This window comes from Variovorax sp. Varisp41, from assembly GCF_047325085.1.
GTDB lineage: Bacteria > Pseudomonadota > Gammaproteobacteria > Burkholderiales > Burkholderiaceae_C > Variovorax.
In genome coordinates this window covers 1,419,578-1,437,699 of record NZ_CP168540.1, presented here as the reverse complement: position 1 = coordinate 1,437,699, position 18,122 = coordinate 1,419,578, and the positions used below count along the sequence as shown (strand labels likewise).

20 protein-coding genes and 1 tRNA gene are annotated in these 18,122 nt (G+C 68.5%); 14 read left to right on the top strand and 7 right to left on the bottom strand.

All coding sequences use genetic code 11. The features are described 5' to 3' along the window. The first annotated feature begins 55 nt into the window (after positions 1–55). From purD to rng, 7 genes are all read left to right on the top strand, one after another. The gene (gene purD, locus ACEN9J_RS06670) at positions 56–1,357 is read left to right on the top strand and encodes a phosphoribosylamine--glycine ligase (RefSeq protein WP_057593352.1); all 1,302 of its coding nucleotides are present in this window, start codon (positions 56–58) and stop codon (positions 1,355–1,357) included. Further along, positions 1,357–2,283 (top strand): oxygen-dependent coproporphyrinogen oxidase, encoded by a 927-nt coding sequence (hemF, locus tag ACEN9J_RS06665; RefSeq protein WP_413763641.1) that lies wholly within the window; start codon positions 1,357–1,359, stop codon positions 2,281–2,283. The genes purD and hemF overlap by 1 nt, the downstream gene beginning before the upstream one ends. Next, entirely contained in the window at positions 2,280–2,906 is a 627-nt protein-coding gene (gene nadD / locus ACEN9J_RS06660; protein ID WP_057593350.1) for a nicotinate (nicotinamide) nucleotide adenylyltransferase, read from the top strand. Before hemF ends, nadD begins: the two co-directional genes overlap by 4 nt. Further along, positions 2,906–3,607, top strand: a complete 702-nt coding sequence (gene rsfS, locus ACEN9J_RS06655; protein ID WP_057593348.1) for a ribosome silencing factor — start codon at positions 2,906–2,908, stop codon at positions 3,605–3,607. The genes nadD and rsfS overlap by 1 nt, the downstream gene beginning before the upstream one ends. Further along, positions 3,604–4,071 (top strand): 23S rRNA (pseudouridine(1915)-N(3))-methyltransferase RlmH, encoded by a 468-nt coding sequence (gene rlmH, locus ACEN9J_RS06650; protein WP_057593347.1) that lies wholly within the window; start codon positions 3,604–3,606, stop codon positions 4,069–4,071. Before rsfS ends, rlmH begins: the two co-directional genes overlap by 4 nt. Before the next feature lie 72 nt (positions 4,072–4,143). Then, entirely contained in the window at positions 4,144–4,755 is a 612-nt protein-coding gene (locus ACEN9J_RS06645) for a Maf family protein (RefSeq protein WP_057593345.1), read from the top strand. 25 nt (positions 4,756–4,780) lie between these two features. Continuing rightward, positions 4,781–6,307: a ribonuclease G gene (gene rng / locus ACEN9J_RS06640; RefSeq protein WP_261205894.1), complete on the top strand. Its 1,527-nt coding sequence runs from the start codon at positions 4,781–4,783 to the stop codon at positions 6,305–6,307. Between the two features lie 19 nt (positions 6,308–6,326). Here the strand turns inward: rng and ACEN9J_RS06635 are convergent, their stop codons facing one another. From ACEN9J_RS06635 to ACEN9J_RS06625, 3 genes are all read right to left on the bottom strand, one after another. Further along, a complete protein-coding gene (locus tag ACEN9J_RS06635) occupies positions 6,327–7,661 on the bottom strand; it encodes an MFS transporter (protein ID WP_413763640.1) in 1,335 nt (444 codons plus the stop codon). A gap of 91 nt (positions 7,662–7,752) precedes the next feature. After that, the gene (locus tag ACEN9J_RS06630) at positions 7,753–8,685 is read right to left on the bottom strand and encodes a 3-keto-5-aminohexanoate cleavage protein (protein ID WP_057593339.1); all 933 of its coding nucleotides are present in this window, start codon (positions 8,683–8,685) and stop codon (positions 7,753–7,755) included. 43 nt (positions 8,686–8,728) lie between these two features. Next, positions 8,729–9,511: an SDR family oxidoreductase gene (locus ACEN9J_RS06625; protein ID WP_057593337.1), complete on the bottom strand. Its 783-nt coding sequence runs from the start codon at positions 9,509–9,511 to the stop codon at positions 8,729–8,731. A 101-nt stretch (positions 9,512–9,612) separates the two neighbouring features. Here ACEN9J_RS06625 and ACEN9J_RS06620 point away from each other — a divergent pair, with 101 nt between their 5' ends. Further along, positions 9,613–10,356 carry a GntR family transcriptional regulator gene (locus tag ACEN9J_RS06620; protein ID WP_082322118.1) on the top strand — a complete coding sequence of 248 codons (744 nt, stop codon included), beginning with the start codon at positions 9,613–9,615 and terminating at the stop codon, positions 10,354–10,356. Here the strand turns inward: ACEN9J_RS06620 and msbA are convergent. After that, positions 10,338–12,128: a lipid A export permease/ATP-binding protein MsbA gene (msbA, locus tag ACEN9J_RS06615; protein WP_413763639.1), complete on the bottom strand. Its 1,791-nt coding sequence runs from the start codon at positions 12,126–12,128 to the stop codon at positions 10,338–10,340. The two genes, ACEN9J_RS06620 and msbA, sit on opposite strands and share 19 nt — an antisense overlap. A gap of 201 nt (positions 12,129–12,329) precedes the next feature. Between msbA and tolB the strand changes: the two genes are divergently transcribed. The 5 genes from tolB to ACEN9J_RS06590 all read left to right on the top strand — a co-directional run bounded on the left by tolB (position 12,330) and on the right by ACEN9J_RS06590 (position 16,022). Continuing rightward, entirely contained in the window at positions 12,330–13,655 is a 1,326-nt protein-coding gene (tolB, locus tag ACEN9J_RS06610) for a Tol-Pal system beta propeller repeat protein TolB (RefSeq protein WP_172705446.1), read from the top strand. A 24-nt stretch (positions 13,656–13,679) separates the two neighbouring features. Continuing rightward, the gene (pal, locus tag ACEN9J_RS06605) at positions 13,680–14,204 is read left to right on the top strand and encodes a peptidoglycan-associated lipoprotein Pal (RefSeq protein ID WP_057597625.1); all 525 of its coding nucleotides are present in this window, start codon (positions 13,680–13,682) and stop codon (positions 14,202–14,204) included. Then, positions 14,204–14,962: a tol-pal system protein YbgF gene (gene ybgF / locus ACEN9J_RS06600; protein WP_057597624.1), complete on the top strand. Its 759-nt coding sequence runs from the start codon at positions 14,204–14,206 to the stop codon at positions 14,960–14,962. Before pal ends, ybgF begins: the two co-directional genes overlap by 1 nt. Before the next feature lie 109 nt (positions 14,963–15,071). Next, positions 15,072–15,860, top strand: a complete 789-nt coding sequence (locus ACEN9J_RS06595) for a ThiF family adenylyltransferase (RefSeq protein ID WP_413763638.1) — start codon at positions 15,072–15,074, stop codon at positions 15,858–15,860. Positions 15,861–15,946: 86 nt separating this feature from the next. Next, positions 15,947–16,022 (top strand) — tRNA-Lys (locus tag ACEN9J_RS06590). 276 nt (positions 16,023–16,298) lie between these two features. Here ACEN9J_RS06590 and ACEN9J_RS06585 read toward each other — a convergent pair. After that, a complete protein-coding gene (locus ACEN9J_RS06585; protein ID WP_413763637.1) occupies positions 16,299–16,793 on the bottom strand; it encodes a hypothetical protein in 495 nt (164 codons plus the stop codon). 109 nt (positions 16,794–16,902) lie between these two features. Then, positions 16,903–17,121, bottom strand: coding sequence for a hypothetical protein (locus ACEN9J_RS06580; RefSeq protein WP_057595334.1), 219 nt, complete (start codon positions 17,119–17,121; stop codon positions 16,903–16,905). A gap of 223 nt (positions 17,122–17,344) precedes the next feature. Here ACEN9J_RS06580 and ACEN9J_RS06575 point away from each other — a divergent pair, with 223 nt between their 5' ends. Continuing rightward, positions 17,345–17,785, top strand: a complete 441-nt coding sequence (locus tag ACEN9J_RS06575) for a hypothetical protein (protein ID WP_057595335.1) — start codon at positions 17,345–17,347, stop codon at positions 17,783–17,785. Positions 17,786–17,807: 22 nt separating this feature from the next. On the opposite strand, the gene ACEN9J_RS06570 is transcribed toward ACEN9J_RS06575, so the two are convergent. Beyond that, positions 17,808–18,029 (bottom strand): hypothetical protein, encoded by a 222-nt coding sequence (locus tag ACEN9J_RS06570; protein WP_057595336.1) that lies wholly within the window; start codon positions 18,027–18,029, stop codon positions 17,808–17,810. Between the last annotated feature and the right edge of the window lie 93 nt (positions 18,030–18,122).

Here is an 18,122-nt window from a genome sequence, read left to right as displayed (position 1 = left end):
GCCGGCACCCGGCAACGGCAATGATGGAAAGAACACAGCGTATGAAGGCCCGAGAATGAAGGTACTGGTGATTGGGGGAGGGGGCCGCGAGCACGCCCTGGCATGGCGGCTGGCGCAGGCCGTGCGGGTCAGCCGCATCTACGTGGCGCCCGGCAACGGCGGAACGGTCACCGACCCGCGCTACGACAGCATCGACATCACCGAGCCCGCCGCGCTGCGCGAGTGGGCGCTCAAGGAAAAGATCGCGCTGACGGTGGTCGGCCCCGAGGCCCCGCTGGCCGCGGGCGTGGTCGACGAATTCCGCGCGCACGGGTTGCGCATCTTCGGCCCGACCAAGGCCGCCGCCCAGCTCGAGAGCTCGAAGGCCTTCTCCAAGGCCTTCATGAAGCGCCACAAGATCCCGACGGCCGAGTACGAGGCCTTCACCGACGCCGCCGCGGCCCATGCCTACATCGACGCCAAGGGCGCGCCGATCGTGGTCAAGGCCGACGGCCTGGCCGCCGGCAAGGGCGTGGTCGTGGCCATGACCGCGCAGGAAGCGCACGACGCGGTCGACTTCATGCTGGTCGACAACAAGTTCGGCGTGTCGCACAACGAGGGCGGCGCCCGCGTCGTGATCGAGGAGTTTCTGCAGGGCGAGGAAGCCAGCTTCATCGTGCTGTGCGACGGCAAGAACGTGACCGCGCTGGCCACCAGCCAGGACCACAAGCGCCTGCTCGACAACGACGAGGGCCCCAACACCGGCGGCATGGGCGCCTACTCGCCCGCGCCCGTGGTCACGGCCGAGGTGCATGCGCGCGCCATGCGCGAGATCATCCTGCCGACCATCCGCGGCATGGAGAAGGACGGCATCCCCTACACCGGCTTCCTCTACGCCGGCCTGATGATCGATGCGCAGGGCCATCCCAAGACGCTCGAGTTCAACTGCCGCATGGGCGACCCCGAGACCCAGCCGATCATGATGCGGCTGAAGTCCGACCTGTTCGAGGTGTTCTGGCACGCCACCGACGGCACGCTCGACCAGGTCGAGCTGCAGTGGGACCGCCGCGTCGCGCTCGGCGTGGTGATGGCCGCGCACGGCTACCCGCTCTCGCCGCGCAAGGGCGACCGCATCGACGGCATTCCCGCCGAGGCGCCCGATGCCGTGGTGTTCCATGCCGGCACCACCGTGAAGGACGGCGAACTCCAGACCAGCGGCGGCCGCGTGCTCTGCGTGACCGTGCTGGCCGACAGCGTCAAGCTCGCGCAGCAGCGCGCCTACGAGGTGGCGGCGCGGGTGCGCTTCGACGGTGCCCAGTACCGCCGCGACATCGGTTTCCGCGCCGTGCAGGCGCGCGGCCACGGCACCAACGGTTGATGCAGCGGCCACCCTCCGATCCCCAGGCGGTCGGCGACTATCTGCGCGGGCTGCAGCAATCCATCGTCGCCGCGATCGAGGCGGCCGATGGCGGCACCGCGGTGCGCGATGCCTGGCACAAGGCGCCCGACGAGCCGCTGCAGGGCAGCGGGCTCACTTGCATCCTCGAGGGCGGCGAGCTGTTCGAGCGCGCGGGCTGCGGCTTCTCGCAGGTCCGCGGCCCCAAGCTGCCGCCTTCGGCCACGCAGAACCGGCCCGAGCTGGCCGGCGCGCCCTTCGAGGCCATGGGCGTGTCGCTGGTGTTCCACCCGCGCAACCCCTACGTGCCGATCGTCCACATGAACGTGCGCATGCTGGCCGCGCTGCCGGCCGGCGGCGAGCCGGTCTGCTGGTTCGGCGGCGGCATGGACCTCACGCCCTGCTATGGCTTCGAGGAAGACGCGGTGCACTTCCACACCATCTGCCGCGATGCGCTCGCGCCCTTCGGCGAGGACAAGTACCCGCGCTTCAAGACCTGGTGCGACGAGTATTTCTTCCTCAAGCACCGCAACGAGCAGCGCGGCATCGGCGGCATCTTCTTCGACGACTTCGCCGAGGGCGGGGCCGACAACGGCTTCGCGCTGATCCGTTCGGTGGGCGATGCCTTCCTGCCGGCCTACCTGCCGCTGGTGGAGCGCCGCCGCGGCATGGCCTGGGGCGAGCGCGAGCGCGCGTTCCAGCTCTACCGGCGCGGCCGCTACGTCGAATTCAATCTCGTGTGGGACCGCGGCACGCACTTCGGGCTGCAGTCGGGCGGCCGCACCGAATCGATCCTGCTGTCGATGCCGCCGCAGGCGAGCTGGGCCTATCGCCGCGAGCCCGAGCCGGGGTCGCCCGAGGCGGCGCTCTACAGCGACTTCATCGTGCGTCGCGCGTGGCTGCCGTGAACGCTTCGAGGAACGCGCCGCGCATCGGCGTGTTCGGCGGCGCCTTCGATCCGCCGCACAACGCCCACGTGGCGCTCGCGCGGGCGGCGCTCGAGCAACTGGGCCTCGCCGCGCTCTACGTGTTCCCGACCGGGCATGCCTGGCACAAGGTGCGCGAACTCACGCCGGCGAAAGACCGCCTCGCGATGGCGCAGCTGGCGTTCGGCGACATCCCGGGCATGGTCGTCGATTCGCGCGAGATGCTGCGCGACGGCCCCACCTACACCATCGACACCCTGCGCGAACTGCAGCAGGCGCGGCCCGATGCCGAGCTGGTGCTGGTCATGGGCGCCGACCAGGCGCGAGCCCTGCCGAGCTGGCACGGCTGGCAGGATATACTCGCGGTCGCTACTATTTCTGTAGCGTATCGCGCACTATCGACGGCCGACACCGCCCGTTTTGATCCGAATACACTGCCCGGCCTCCCCGCCGGCGCGCGTTTCGAGGCGCTAGAACTGCCTGCCATGGACATCAGCGCCACCGACATCCGGCGGCGTGCGTCGCTGGGCGAGGAGATTTCCTCGCTGGTTCCGCCCACGGTTGCACGCTATATTGACCAACACTTCCTCTATCGCCCTGCCTGATGACCACTGAAGCCGCCGCCAAGAAAGACACCCAGAAACTCCAGCGAGCCATCATCGATGGGCTCGAAGACGTCAAGGCGCAGGACATCCAGGTTTTCGACACCGAGCATCTCTCGCCGCTGTTCGAGCGCGTGATCGTGGCCTCGGGCACCTCGAACCGCCAGACCAAGGCGCTGGCCGCGAGCGTGCGCGACGCGGTGCGCGATGCCGGCTTCGGCAAGCCGCGCGTGGAAGGCGAGGAAAACGGCGAGTGGATCATCGTGGACTGCGGACAGGCCGTGGCGCACATCATGCAGCCGGCGATCCGCCAGTACTACCACCTCGAGGAAATCTGGGGCGACAAGCCCGTGCGCCTGAAGCTCGGCGCGAGCAAGCCCGCGCGTGCTTCCGAGGACAAGAAGGAAACCAAGCCCGCGGCCGCCAAGGCCCCGACCTCGCTGCGCCGCGCGAGCGCCGCCAAGACCGCGATCCGTGCCGCCGAGCGCGAGGCCAAGGAAGCCAAGGCCGCGCCGAAAAAGGCGGCCGGCAAGACCGCCGCCAAGACCGCCGCCAAGACCGCCGCGAAAAAGGCACCGGCCAAGAAGGCGCCCGTGGTGGTGGTCGGCAAGCCGGTGGCCAAGAAGGCCGCCGCCAAGAAGACCGTTGCCAAGCCCGCGGCGAAGAAGGCGCCCGCGCGCAAGACCGCTTCGCGCAGCGCATGAAGCTGCTGGTGGTCGCAGTCGGGCAGCGCATGCCCGACTGGGCACAGACTGCCTGGGACGACTACGCCAAGCGTTTCCCGCCCGAACTCAAGCTCGAACTGCGCGCGGTCAAGACCGAGCCGCGCGGTTCCAAGTCGCTCGAGACCCTCTACGCCGCCGAACGAGAACGCATCGAGGCCGCCATCGCGCGCGGCATGCGCATCGTGGTGCTCGACGAGCGCGGCACCGCGCTGACCACCAAGGCCCTGGCCGCCCGGCTGCAGAGCTGGCAGGGCGAGGGCGACGACGTCGCGTTGGTGATCGGCGGTCCCGACGGGCTCGACCCGGCCTTCAAGGCCGCGGCCCACGAGCGCATCCGCCTGTCCGACCTGACGCTGCCGCATGCGATGGCGCGCGTGCTGCTGGTGGAGCAGCTCTACCGCGCATGGTCGGTCAACGCGGGCCATCCCTACCACCGCGAATGAGCGGCGCGCGAGGGCCTCGCCACGTCCTCGCATCGACTCCGTCCTTTCTTCCGCACCCCAGGAACGACCGCCGTGCCGACCACCCCGACCTTCCTCTATCTCGCCTCGCAGAGCCCGCGCCGCGCCCAGTTGCTCGGCCAGCTCGGCGTGCGCCATGAACTGCTGCTGGCTGCCGACGACGAGGACGCCGAGGCGCTCGAGACCGTGCTGCCCGGCGAATCGCCGACCGCCTACGTGCAGCGCGTGACCGCGCTCAAGCTCGATGCCGCCGTGGCGCGCCTGCGCCGCCGCGGCCTGGCCGACGCGCCCGTGCTGTGCGCCGACACCACCGTGGCGCTGGGCCGCGCCATCCTCGGCAAGCCCGAGGACGCGCGCGATGCCGAGCGCATGCTCGCGCTGCTGTCGGGCGCCACGCACCGCGTGCTGACGGCCGTGGCCCTGCAGCAGGGCCGGCGCCGGCAGGCCGCGCTGAGCGTGTCGCGCGTGCGCTTCGCGCCCATGAGCCGCGCGCAGATCCGCCGCTACGTCGAAGGCGGCGAGCCGCTGGGCAAGGCCGGCGCCTATGGCATCCAGGGCGCGGCGGCTGCCTTCGTCGAGCACATCAGCGGCTCCTATTCGGGCATCATGGGCCTCCCCATGTTCGAGACCGCGCAACTGCTGCGGCGCGCCGGTTTCCCCATTTGAGACAACCGAGACAACCGAGAACTCCATGCAAGACATCCTGATCAACTGGTCCCCGCAGGAGACCCGCGTGGCGGTGGTCGAGCACGGCGCGGTGCAGGAGCTGCACGTCGAGCGCACGCTCGAGCGCGGACTGGTCGGCAACATCTACCTGGGCAAGGTCTCGCGCGTGCTGCCGGGCATGCAGTCGGCCTTCATCGACATCGGCCTGGAGCGCACCGCCTTCCTGCACGTGGCCGACATCGTGGCGCCCTTCACGCCGGGCTCGCGGCCGAGCGCCGCGCCGGCCGAACGCGACCACCGCAACGGCGGCGCCATGGTGCCGATCGAGAAGCAGGTGTTCGAGGGCCAGTCGCTGCTGGTGCAGGTCATCAAGGACCCGATCGGCACCAAGGGCGCGCGGCTGTCGACACAGATCAGCATCGCGGGCCGGCTGCTCGTGTTCCTGCCGCAGGACAACCACATCGGCGTGTCGCAGAAGATCCCGGCCGACCTGCGCGATGCGCTGCGTTCGCGCATGCTCGCGCTGATCGAGGCCGCCGCGGCGGCCGACAGCGGCGGCGTGGTGCCCGAGAACACCGGCGGCTTCATCCTGCGCACCAACGGCGAGGACTCCACCGACGCCGAGCTCGCCGACGACATCGCCTACCTGCGCAAGACCTGGTCGCGCATCCGCGAGGCCTCGACGCGGCTGCCGCCGATGTCGCTGCTGCACCAGGACCTGAGCCTGCTGCAGCGCGTGCTGCGCGACCTCACCACCGAGGACACGCAGACCATCCGCATCGACTCGCGCGAGCAGTTCGAGCTGCTGCTGAAGTTCGGCCTGGAGTTCATGCCCAAGGCGTCCGGCAAGCTGCAGCACTACCGTGGCGAGCGGCCGATCTTCGACCTCTATTCGGTCGACGAGGAGATCGCGCGCGCGCTGGGTCGCCGGGTCGATCTCAAGTCGGGCGGCTACCTCGTGGTCGACCAGACCGAGGCGCTGACCACCATCGACGTGAACACCGGCGGCTTCGTCGGCGCGCGCAACTTCGACGACACCATCTTCAAGACCAACCTCGAGGCGGCGCAGGCCATCGCGCGCCAGCTGCGGCTGCGCAACCTGGGCGGGATCATCATCGTCGACTTCATCGACATGGCGCGCGACGACCACCGCGAGCAGGTGCTCGGCGAGTTCCGCAAGCAGCTCGCGCGCGACCGCGTGAAGACCACGGCCGGCGGCTTCTCGCAGCTCGGCCTGGTCGAGATGACGCGCAAGCGCACGCGCGAATCGCTGGCCCACATGCTGTGCGAGCCCTGCGTGGCCTGCGGCGGCCAGGGCATCGTGAAGACCGCGCGCAGCGTGGCCTACGACGTGATGCGCGAGATCCTGCGCGAGGCGCGGCAGTTCACGCCGCGCGAGTTCCGCATCGTCTCGTCGCCGCAGGTGATCGAGCTGTTCCTCGACGAGGAGAGCCAGCACCTGGCCGGGCTCAGCGACTTCATCGGCAAGCCGATCTCGCTGCAGTCCGAGCCGGCGATCGGGCAGGGGCAGTACGACATCGTGCTGCTCTGAGCCCGTAGTCCGTAGTCCTTCAACGCCGCGATTCGCGGCCCTGGCGCATCCCGATGCTGGCGAGCGCCGCCAGCACCAGCAGCACGGCCATCGCGAGCAGGCCGTTGGTCGTGCTGCCCGTGCTCTGCTCGATCCATCCCATCACCGAGGGCCCGATGAAGCCGCCCAGCAGGCCGCAGGTGTTGACCAGCGCCAGCCCGCCCGCGAGCGCCACGCCGGCCAGGCGCGAGGAGGCGAACAGGAAGATCACCGACTGCACCACGAAGAACATCGAGCCCGTGAGGCAGAAGCCCGCGAGCGCGACGGCCGGGCTCGCGAAGGCCGCGATGCACAGCCCCACGGCCATGGCGGCCAGCCCGATCAGCAGCAGCAGACGGCCGCGCCGAGGCGTGACCGCGAGCCGCGGCAGCGCGATCGCGCCGACCGCGGCGGCAACCCAGGGCAGCGAGTTGAGCGCGCCGATCTGCAGCGGCGTGAGCTTGCCGTAGGTGCCGATGATGCTCGGCAGGAAGAAGATCACCGTGTAGATGCTGATCTGGTGGCAGAAGTAGACGAAGATCGCGAGCCAGATCTGCTTGTCGACCAGGCAGGCGCGCAACGATTCGCCGACCTGGCCATGGGCCGCGTCCTCGGCGCGTTCTGCGGCGAGGCCTTGCTCGATGGCGCGCGCCTGCGCCGGCGTGAGCCAGCTGGCATCGGCAGGCCCGTCGGGCAGCTTGCGCCAGACCACGAAGGCCAGCGCCACGGCCGGCAGGCCCTCGATCACGAACATCCATTGCCAGCCGTGCCAGCCCAGCAGGCCGTCCATCTGCAGCAGCGCGCCGCCGACCGGGCCGCTGAGGATGTTGGCGATGCATACGCCGAGCAGGAAATAGCCGGTGGCGCGCGCCCGGTCCTTGCGGCCGAACCAGTAGTTCAGATAGAGCATCACGCCCGGGAACAGGCCGGCCTCGGCCGCGCCGAGCAGCACGCGCATCACGTAGAACGAGGTCTCGCCGCTGACGAAGGCCATGCCGGCAGAGAGCAGGCCCCAGGTGATCATGATGCGCGCGATCCACCAGCGCGCGCCCACGCGGTGCATCACCAGGTTGCTCGGCACCTCGAGCAGTGCGTAGCTCAGGAAGAACAGGCCCGCGCCCAGGCCGTAGGCCGCGGCCGAGATGCCGATGTCGACCGCCATGTGGCTCTTGGCGAGCGCGATGTTCGTGCGGTCGATGAAGCTGATCACGTAGGCCAGCACCAGCAGCGGCATCAGCTTGCGGAAGATCAGCGCATTGAGCGAGGCCTGCTCGTCGGTGGTGGCCGTGTCGGCCGCGGGCCCGAGGCGGGCGCCGGGGATGGAGGTGTGTGCCATCGGTGTCTCTCTCTGAAGTCTTGTTCTGGTGAAGGAATGCAGCGGCGCGCCGCGCGAGCGACGGCGCTGCGGGCGATGGGGATGCGAGGGGCTAGAAGTCGACCTTGGCCGCGCCCTTGAGGCCGAGGATCTCGCGCGCCTCGTCGGGTGTCGCGATGTCGATGTTCAGCGCCTCGAGCACGGCGCGGATGCGCAGCACCTGCTCGGCACTCGAGGCGGCGAGCCGGCCCGGGCCGATCCACAGCGAGTCCTCGAGGCCGACGCGCACGTGCGACCCCATGGCCGCGCCGATGGTGGCCAGCGGCAGCTGGTTGCGGCCGGTGCCGAGGATCGACCACTGGAAGCGGTCGCCGAACAGGCGCGCCGCGGTGCGGTGCATGTGCATCAGGTCCTCGGGGTCGGCGCCGATGCCGCCGAGGATGCCGAACACCGTCTGTACGAACACCGGCGCGCGCACCAGGCCGCGGTCCATGAAGTGGCGCAGGTTGTTGAGGTGGCTGACGTCGTAGCACTCGAACTCGAAGCGCGTGCCGTTGGCCTCGCCCAGGCGCAGGATGTTCTCGATGTCGGCGAAGGTGTTCTTGAAGATCAGGTTGCGGCTGTTCTCGAGGTGCTCGCGTTCCCACTCGTGCTCGAAGGACTTGAAACGCTCGAGCATGGGGAACAGGCCGAAGTTCATCGAGCCCATGTTGAGCGAGGCCAGCTCGGGCTTGAAGGTGGTGGCCGGGCGCATGCGTTCCTCGACGCTCATGTGCGGGCTGCCTCCGGTGGTGATGTTGATCACGGCATCGGTGGCGGCCTTGATCCTCGAGAGGAAGGGGCGGAACAGGTCCGGGTCCTGCGAGGGGCGGCCGTCCTTCGGGTCGCGCGCATGCAGGTGCAGGATCGCGGCGCCGGCGCGCGCCGCCTCGATCGAGGCGGCGGCGATCTCGTCGGCCGTCACCGGCAGGTGCGGCGACATGCTCGGCGTGTGGATCGCGCCGGTGGGGGCGCAGGTGATGATGGCTTTGGTGCGGGTGGCCATGGTCGGGATTCGGGTGAGGTCGGAAAGAGAAGAAGAGGGCGGGTCAGCTCAGCGCCTGGGTGTGGCCGTCGACCACGAGCTCCTGGCCGGTGACGCTGGCGGCCAGGTCGCTGGCGGCGAACAGCACCATGTTCGCGATGTCGCCGGCCGTCACCATGCGGTTGAGCGCGGACTGCGAGGTGTAGATGCGCGTGACCTCCTCGATGGGCTTGCCGAGCGCCTGGGCCTTGGCGGCGATCACGGCGCGGATGCGCGGACCGTCGACCGCGCCCGGCAGGATCGCGTTGACGCGGATGCCGTCGGGGCCGAGTTCGAGCGCGAGCGTCTTGGTGAAGCCGATCACGGCCCATTTCGAGGCCGCGTAGGGCGAGCGGCCCGGCATGCCGAGGTGGCCGGCGGCCGAGGACAGGTTGACGATCGAGGGATGGCGGCCCTGGCGCAGCCGCGGCACCGCGAGCCGGGCGCAGAGGAACTGGCCCGTGATGTTGACGGCCAGCGTGCGGTTCCAGTCGTCGAGCGAGAGGGTTTCGACGCCACCGGTCGGGCCGGCCACGCCGGCGTTGTTGACCAGCACGTCGAGGCCGCCGAGTTCGCGGTCCGCGGCGTCGAAGAGGCGCGCCACCTGTTCTTCGTTCGAGACATCGGCGAGGCAGCTGCCGACCTCGGGCAGCTCGGTCGACAGCCGGTCCAGGCTCTCGGACTGCACGTCGCAGACGAAGACACGGGCGCCGGCCGCGGCGAAGGCGCGCACGATGTCGAGTCCGATGCCGCTGGCGCCGGCGGTGACGAGCACGCGCTGGCCGGCGAGGGAATTGCCGTTCCACATTTCTGAATCGCTCCTTGGGGTGTGACAGGGAATGGTTGGCATCGTAGATCTGTGATCACAGATATCGAATGGGGTATACCCTGAAACGTATACTTAGCCGCATGGAGCTCTCCGATCTCGTCACCCCGCTCAAGCGCCAGACGCTCAGCGCCAACGTCTACGACCAGTTGCGCGATCTCGTGATGAGCGGGCAGATGATGCCGGGCGAGCAGATCTCGCTGCGCAGCGCCGCCGCGGCGCTGGGCGTGAGCGTGATGCCGGTGCGCGAGGCGATGCAGCGGCTGGTGGCCGAGCAGGCGCTCGAGCTGACGCCCAGCCGCACCCTGCGCGTGCCGCGCATGACGGCCGCGCAGTTCAAGGAGATCACGGTGATCCGCACCAACCTCGAGGGGCTGGCGACCGAGGCGGCGGCCGCGGCGGTCGGCACCGTGGCGCTGCGCGAGATCGCCGAGTGCCACGATGCCTTCGTCGCCGAAATGAAGGCGGCGAGTCCCGATGGCTCGAGGCTGGTCACCTTCAACAAGGAATTCCACTTCGCGGTCTATGCCGCGGCCGACATGCCGATGCTGCTGCAGATGATCGAGGCGCTGTGGCTGCGCATCGGGCCGATCCTCAACTACGACCTGCGCGCCGGTTCGCGCCGCGTGGGCGAGAAGGTGGCGGTGGCGCACCATGCGGCGCTGCTCGCGGCGTTGAAGCGGCGCGACGGCGCCAAGGCCCGGGCCGCGCTCGAGGGCGACATCCGCAGCGCGGCCGAGTTCATCCTCTCGGCCGGCGTGCTGGTGGCGGAGGGCGCTTCAAGGCCGCCGTCGCCCGGCGGTCGGGATCAGAGCGTCGGGTCCTGACCCGCGGCGGCGCTGCGCACCGCGTTCGTCTGCAGCCGCGCATAGAGGCCGTCGAGCGCCATCAGCTGCGCGTGCGACCCCTGTTCGGCCACGCGGCCCTGTTCCATCACGATGATGCGGTCGGCATGCTGGATGGTCGACAGGCGGTGCGCCACGATCAGCGTGGTGCGGTTCTGCATCAGGCGCTGCAGGGCGTCCTGCACCAGCCGCTCGGATTCGGTGTCGAGGGCCGAGGTGGCCTCGTCGAGCAGCAGCACCGGCGCATCCTTGTAGAGCGCGCGCGCGATCGCGAGGCGCTGGCGCTGGCCGCCCGAGAGCTGGGTGGCGTTGTGGCCCAGCACGGTGTCGATGCCGTTGGGCAGGCCCTCGACGTGGCTGCTGAGGTTGGCGGCCGCGATGCAGGCCAGCACGCGGTCGCGGTCGATCTCGGCATCGGCGCCCAGCGCCACGTTGGCCGCGAGGGTGTCGTTCAGCATCACCACGTCCTGGCTCACCATGGCGAACTGCGAGCGCAGGCTCTTGAGCTCCCATTCCGAGATGTCGTGGCCGTCGAGCAGCACCTGGCCGCCGCTGGGCAGCACGAAGCGCGGCAGCAGGTTCATCAGCGTGGTCTTGCCCGAGCCCGAGGGGCCGACGAAGGCCACGTTCTGGCCCGGCTCGATCACGAGGCTCACGCCGTCGAGGGCGGGGCGCTCGTCGTCGCCGCGGTAGTTCACGCGCGTGTCGCGGAACTCGATGCGACCCTGCGCATGCGCCATGCCGAAGCTGCCCTGCGGCTCGGTCGGCACCTCGTCGACCAGCGCCAGGCCGCGCTCGAGCGCCGCCAGGCCGCGCGTGATCGGGCCGGCCACTTCGGCGAGGCGCCGGATCGGCGCGATCAGCATCAGCATCGCCGTGATGTAGGCGACGAAACCGCCGACCGTGAAGCCCTGCTTGCCACTCTGCCAGAGCGCGATCATCACGACCACCGACAGCGCCAGCGAGGCCATCATCTGCGTGAGCGGGGTGGTCGCGGCCTGGGCGATGGTGGACTTCACGGCCAGCCGGTTGAGCTTCTGGCTCAACTGCTCGAAGCGCCTGGCCTGGGCCGTCTCGGCGCCATGCAGGCGCACCATGCGGTGGGCGAGCACGTTCTCTTCCACCACGTAGGCCAGTTCGTCGGTGGCCTGCTGGCCCTGCTGCGTGAGTTTGTAGAGGCGCTTGGAGAACACCTTCATGATCCAGGAGATGCTCGGCACCAGGAAGGCCACGATCAGCGTGAGCTTCCAGTTCAGGTAGACCAGGTAGCCCAGCAGCGCCACCAGCGTGAAGCCGTCGCGCGACAGCCCCAGCAGCGCCTGCACCAGCAGCATCGCGCCGGTCTGCACTTCATAGACCACGGTGTTCGACAGCGTGCTGGCCGACTGGCGCGCGAACAGCGCGAGCTCGGCGCTCAGCAGCCGGTCGAACAGCACCTTGCGCAGCCGCTGCATGCCTTCGTTGGCGATGCGCGAGAGCGCGTACTGCGAGATGAACTGGGCGATGCCGCGCACCGCGAACAGCAGCAGCACGGCGGCCGGCACGAACCACAGAGGCATTTCGCCGCGCGTGAAGCCGCGGTCGAGCAGCGGCTTGAGGAGGGCCGCCATCAGCGGCTCGGTGATGGCGGCGAGCATCGCGCCGATCAGCCCCAGCGCCCACCATTGGCGCGAACCGCCGAACCAGGTCATGAGCCGCGCCAGCCGGCGCATCAGGGGAGGGCGTGCGGTCTCGCTGCCGGGGGGTGTCTGCATGGCGGCGGATTCTACGGGGCGGGTCGGAACGCCCTTTCGGCTGCCCGGGGCCGGGTGCCAGGGCGCGTTCCTGAAGCATTTTGTGTGTAGGACCCCGCGCCGCATGGAACGTTTTGCCATGGCCCCATCAAAGCAATGTGTACCATGTGGCCCCGTTACAAGGGGAGAAACTTTTTCAACCCGAGATCTCTCCGAAACCGCATGAACAAGCCGTTGCAAGCCCTCTCTCCAACTCCTTCTTCATCGCTTTTGGGTCGCCGCACGGTCATCGCGGCCCTGGCAGCCTCCCCCGTTTTGCCCGCACTCGCCCAGTTCAAGGTCGAGGTGTCGGGCGTGGGGCTGACCCAGTTGCCCATCGCGCTCGTGCCGTTCCGCGGCCAGGATTCCTCGCCGCAGAAGATCTCCGAGATCGTGCAGGCCGACCTCGAGCGCAGCGGCCAGTTCCGCGGCGTCGATGCCTCGGGCCAGGCGCTCGACGAGGGCTCGCGTCCCGATTTCTCCGTCTGGCGCCAGCGCACCGCCGACTCGCTCGTGGTCGGCAGCGTCACGCGCCTGGCCGATGGCCGCTACGACGTGCGCTTCCGTCTCTGGGACGTGGTGCGTGGCCCGAACGGCGGTGACCTCGGTGGCCAGAGCTACATCGTTCCCCAGGGCGACCTGCGGCTCGCCTCGCACCGCATCGCCGACTACGTCTACGAGAAGCTCACGGGCGACAAGGGCATCTTCTCGACCCGCATTGCCTACGTGACCAAGGGCGGCAGCCGCTACTCGCTGTGGGTGGCCGATGCCGACGGCGAGAACGCGCAGGCCGCGCTCGCCAGTCCCGAGCCGATCATCTCGCCGGTCTGGTCGTCCAACGGCCAGCAACTGGCCTACGTGTCGTTCGAATCGCGCAAGCCCGTCGTCTACGTGCACAACGTGGCCAGCGGCCAGCGCCGGCTGGTCGCCAACTTCCGCGGCTCCAACAGCGCGCCGGCCTGGGCGCCCGACGGCAGCACGCTCGCCGTCACGCTGAGCCGCGACGGCGGCTCGCAGCTCTACACCATCCCGGCCAGCGGCGGCGAGCCGCGCCGGCTGACCCAGAGCGCGAGCATCGACACCGAACCGGTCTACTCGGCCGACGGCAGCACCATCTACTTCGTGAGCGACCGCGGCGGCGCACCGCAGATCTACAAGATGGGCGCCAATGGCGGCAACCCGACCCGGGTCACCTTCAGCGGTACCTACAACATTTCTCCTTCCGTCAGCGCCGACGGCCGGTGGTTGGCCTACATCTCCCGCGTGGGCGGGGCGTTCAAACTCCACGTGATGGAGTTGGCCAGCGGCAATGTCACCGCCATCACCGACACCTCGGCGGACGAGAGTCCGAGTTTTGCCCCCAATAGCAAGCTGATCGTCTATGCCACGCAACTGCAAGGTCGCGAGGCCCTCATGACGACCACGCTGGACGGAAAAATAAAGGCACGGCTGGCGGGTCAGGCAGGAGACATCAGGGAACCGGACTGGGGTCCGTTTCAAAAGCAATGATTAGGTTTATCTGAGGAGTTCGAAATGTTGAAACGTACGATTTATTCGCTGGCCATCGTGGCGCTGATCGCAGGCTGCTCGTCGGGCACCAAGCTCAACGAAACGCCCGTGACCGACCGCACCGGTACCGCCGGTGGCGCTGGCAACCAGGGCGCTGCCACGGCCGTGGCACCCGTCACGATCGATCCCAACGCCGGCACCGCCCAAGGTCCGATGGGCGTCGAGCGCATCGTGTATTTCGACTACGACAGCTACACGGTCAAGCCCGAGTTTCAGTCGCTGATCGACGGCCATGCCCGTTTCCTCAAGGCCAACCCGCAGCGTCGCATCTCGATCGAAGGCCACACCGACGAGCGCGGCGGCCGCGAGTACAACCTCGCGCTGGGCCAGAAGCGTTCGGAAGCCGTGCGCCGCGCGCTCACGCTGCTGGGCGTGAACGACAGCCAGATCGAAGCCGTGAGCTTCGGCAAGGAAAAGCCCGCCGTGACCGGCGCGGGTGAAGAAGTCTGGGCGCAGAACCGTCGCGCCGAAATCCGCTACACCCGGTGATGCGGCCCGCCCAACGCGCTCTGTGGCGTGGCGCGGCCCTGGCGGCCGCCCTGTTGTGCGCCTCGGCCGGATCGCAGGCCGCGCTGTTCGAGGATGACGAGGCCCGCAAGGCCATCCTCGATCTGCGCCAGCGCGTGGAGGCCGTGCGCCAGCAGACCGATCAGCGCCTGACCGACGAGAACGGCCAGCTGCGGCGCAGCCTGCTCGACCTGCAGACGCAGATCGAGCAGATGCGTGGCGACCTGGCGCGCATGACCGGCCAGAACGAACAGCTCACGCGTGCCGTGAGCGAGCTGCAGTCCAAGCAGACCACCATCGACGACCGGCTCAAGCAGAACGAGCCGTCGAAGGTCACGGTCGATGGTCGCGAGTTCAATGCCGATCCGCGCGAGAAGGCCGACTTCGAAGCCGCGCTCGGCGTGTTCCGCGCCGGCCAATTCGCGCAGGCCCAGACCGCCTTCGCCGAGTTCGTCAAGCGCTATCCGCAAAGCGGCTACAACGCCTCGGCGCTGTTCTGGCTCGGCAACGCCCAGTACGCCACGCGCAACTACAACGAGGCCATCGCCAACTTCCGTTCGATGCTCTCGCTGGCGCCCGACCATGCCAAGGCCCCCGAGGCCGTGCTGTCGATCGCGAACTGCCAGATCGAGCTCAAGGACACGCGCGCCGCGCGCCGCACGCTGGAAGACCTGACCAAGGCCTATCCGCAGTCGGAAGCCGCGCAGGCCGGCCGCGAGCGTCTCTCGCGACTGCGCTAGTGCCGGCGGAGCCCTCCGCTTGAGCGCTGTTCACGAGCCCGTCTCCACGATCGAACCGGCGACTGCCCCCGAGGCAGCCGCCGGTTTTGTCGCGTCTGGAGACCACGCGATGGCACCCGATTTCGCGCGCCGCTTCGGCGGCCTCGAGCGCCTGTACGGCGTGAGCGGTGCCGCGCGCATCCGCAACGCGCACGTGCTCGTCGTGGGCATTGGCGGCGTCGGTTCGTGGGCCGTCGAGGCGCTGGCGCGCAGCGGGGTGGGGCGCCTCACGCTGATCGATCTCGACCACGTGTCCGAGTCCAACATCAATCGCCAGATCCATGCGCTCGACAGCACCGTCGGACAAGCCAAGGTCGAAGCCATGCGCGAGCGCATCGCGCAGATCAACGCCGAGTGCCGCGTGCTGCCGGTCGACGAGTTCGTCGAGCCCGACAACTGGCCCGCGCTGCTCGAAGCCGCGCAGGCCGCCAACGGTCCCGTGCATGCCGTCATCGACGCCTGCGACCAGGTGAAGGCCAAGCTCGCGATGGCCGCTTGGGCCCGCGGCGTCGCGCGTGGCACCGACTTCATCACCGTCGGTGCGGCGGGCGGCAAGCGGCTCGCGCACAAGGTCGACATCGACGACCTCTCGCAGGTCACGCACGACCCATTGCTCGCGCAGCTGCGGCAACGCCTGCGCAAGTCGCATGGCGCGCCGCGCGAAGGCCGCAAGATCGGCGTCGCCTGTGTGTTCAGCCGCGAGAGCGTGGCCCCGCCCGATGCCTCGTGCGCCATCGAGAGCGGCGATGGTTCGCTCAACTGCCATGGCTATGGGTCGGTGGTCAGCGTGACCGCGACCTTCGGGCAATGCGCGGCGGGGTGGGTGCTCGATCGGATGGCGGTCAATACCACGCTATAATCTTTGGCTTTGCCGCATTTGACAGCGGCGAAGCGTCAAGAAAAAAACAAGAACGAGGAACTCCCTGCCCAGGGAAAACCGAATTCGGGACGTTAGCTCAGTTGGTAGAGCAGCGGACTTTTAATCCGTTGGTCACTGGTTCGAATCCAGTACGTCCTACCAGAACCAGATCCATGGCTAGCCACATGGATCCACCCGCCCCAAGTGAAACAGCCACTTGGGGCATTTTTTTTGCGCGCTCGAGCAACCTCTTGATGTTCGACGGATTCTCCAGAGACCAATCCAGGTCATCGAGCTCGCTGTCATAGCCTCAGCGAGAGGTCTTCAACATGATCTCTTCCGGAGTGTTCGAGCTCGGGAGCCAGGATGCCCTGACCCATCTCGATGAAGAACGATGCCATCCGCGGGCCATCCCTGCGCGGCCCAGGTCGATCCTTCTCAGGCCGGGGTCGAGGTCGCCGCCGCCACCTTGCGCAGGTGATGGGCAATTCGCGTGTAGTAGAGGATGGTGTAGCCGAGCGACGTGGCGAACACGAGCAGGCGATAGACGAAAGCGGGATCGCGAAAGGTGCCGCTCGTCAGCACATGCGGCAGGCCGAAGTACATGAGGGTCGCCACCAGAAGATTGAGGGCGAGGACCTTGAATCCGATCGGAACCGCGATGACGCAATAGCGGCGAACGAAGTCGCGTCCGGACGCCGCACCGTTCGCGAGGAATGCTTCGTGCGTGCCCACGAGGCTGATGGCGAGAGTGAGGCCGGCCTCGAACAGCAAGGTCCAGTGCCTGTAGCCACCGAACCAGAGCGCCGAATAGTTGAGGATCACCCAGAGCAGCGCCGCGGCCAGCATGTACTTCAGGCCATCGGTTTCATCGAGCCTGTCATGGACCAGGTCGTCTCTGAGTTTTCGGGTGTTCCAGATATGCATGCGCATGGGGATGTCGATGGCCGGGATGCATCCGGATGTACACCCATAACCGTGCCGGCCCGCCTTTGTCCGCCGAGTCCGGATGGTCAAGCGGATGAAGCCGGGCGTCGCGGGCCTATCTCTTGCGCGGCCAGAGCAGGTCCTTGCCCGCCGGCGTCAACTGGTAGGAGAACCGCCGCGCGGGCCTCGCCTGAATCTGCAGCGACGGCGTATCGACCAGCGCGATCAGCCCCGCGGTCTGAAGCACTTCGAGTTGATGTCCCTCGACTTCGGGCCACGCCCCGGCGCTGACCCGTGCAAGGCAGGCGGTGACCAGCGTCTTGTTCTCGAGCATCGATGACTCCTTTGGGCTGGCCGCGATTCTGGGCCGGCAGGGGAGTTCGATCTCTCCTCCGTTGGGAGGAGGATCCACGCGCGAAGCGGTGCTGCGCTACCGCGGGGCCGTTGAAAGGGGCTTCGGAAGAGAAGAAGTGCTGGAAGGTGAAGCGCACGACGATCGGGGGTATGGCCGCGCGCTACATTGGTCCTCCTCCGCAAACACAGACCAGGGACGATCCATGACCACCCGACGAAGCCGTCCAACCTGCCTGCTCCTGGCGCTGGCGGCCTGCTGCACGGCCGCATCGGCCGCCACCATGGTCTGCACGCCGGGGCCGGCCGCGGGCAATGCGCCGTTCAACGCGGTGCGCAGGATCGCGATCGACGAGTTCTCGCGCACGGTCAACCTCGACGTGGTGCGCTCGAAGACGCGCGAGACCGAGACCCTGGGCAAGATGCGCGCGGACCTCGTCGGCCTGGACGAGTCGTCGGGCGAGCCGGTCTATGTCTTCAATTCGATTCCGACCTCCGAGGTGGAGACCACCACGCTCTTCAAGCTGTCGAAGGCCGGCGAGTGGCGCCTGACCAGCGCCACGCTGAGCATCGTGGGCAAGGTGCCCATGCTGCGCAGCGTGGATGGCGGCACGGTGTTCAACTGCAAGCGCTCGAGCCTCGGCTGACGAAACGGCGCGTAGGCCGGGCTCAGGGCTGGGTACGTGCCTTGATGAACTGGCCGCCGCGCACCCGCACACGCTCGATGGCCGCCTCCAGCGAAGGCTGCCGCATCACGACGAGGTCGCCCTTGGGAATGCCGCGCCAGGTGATCCGGGCCACGCCCGAATAGCTGCCGCGCATCGTCTCCTTGCAGAAGAAGGAGCCGTTCCAGCCATCCTGGAGGTCGACTGAGATGTGCGCTGATTGCATGGAAGGCAAGCGTAGGCACCAGAGGCCTGCGAAGCCAGGAAATAGTACCTTGGTTCTCGTTTTATTGCTACCGGTCTCCGTGGGTGTCGCCGC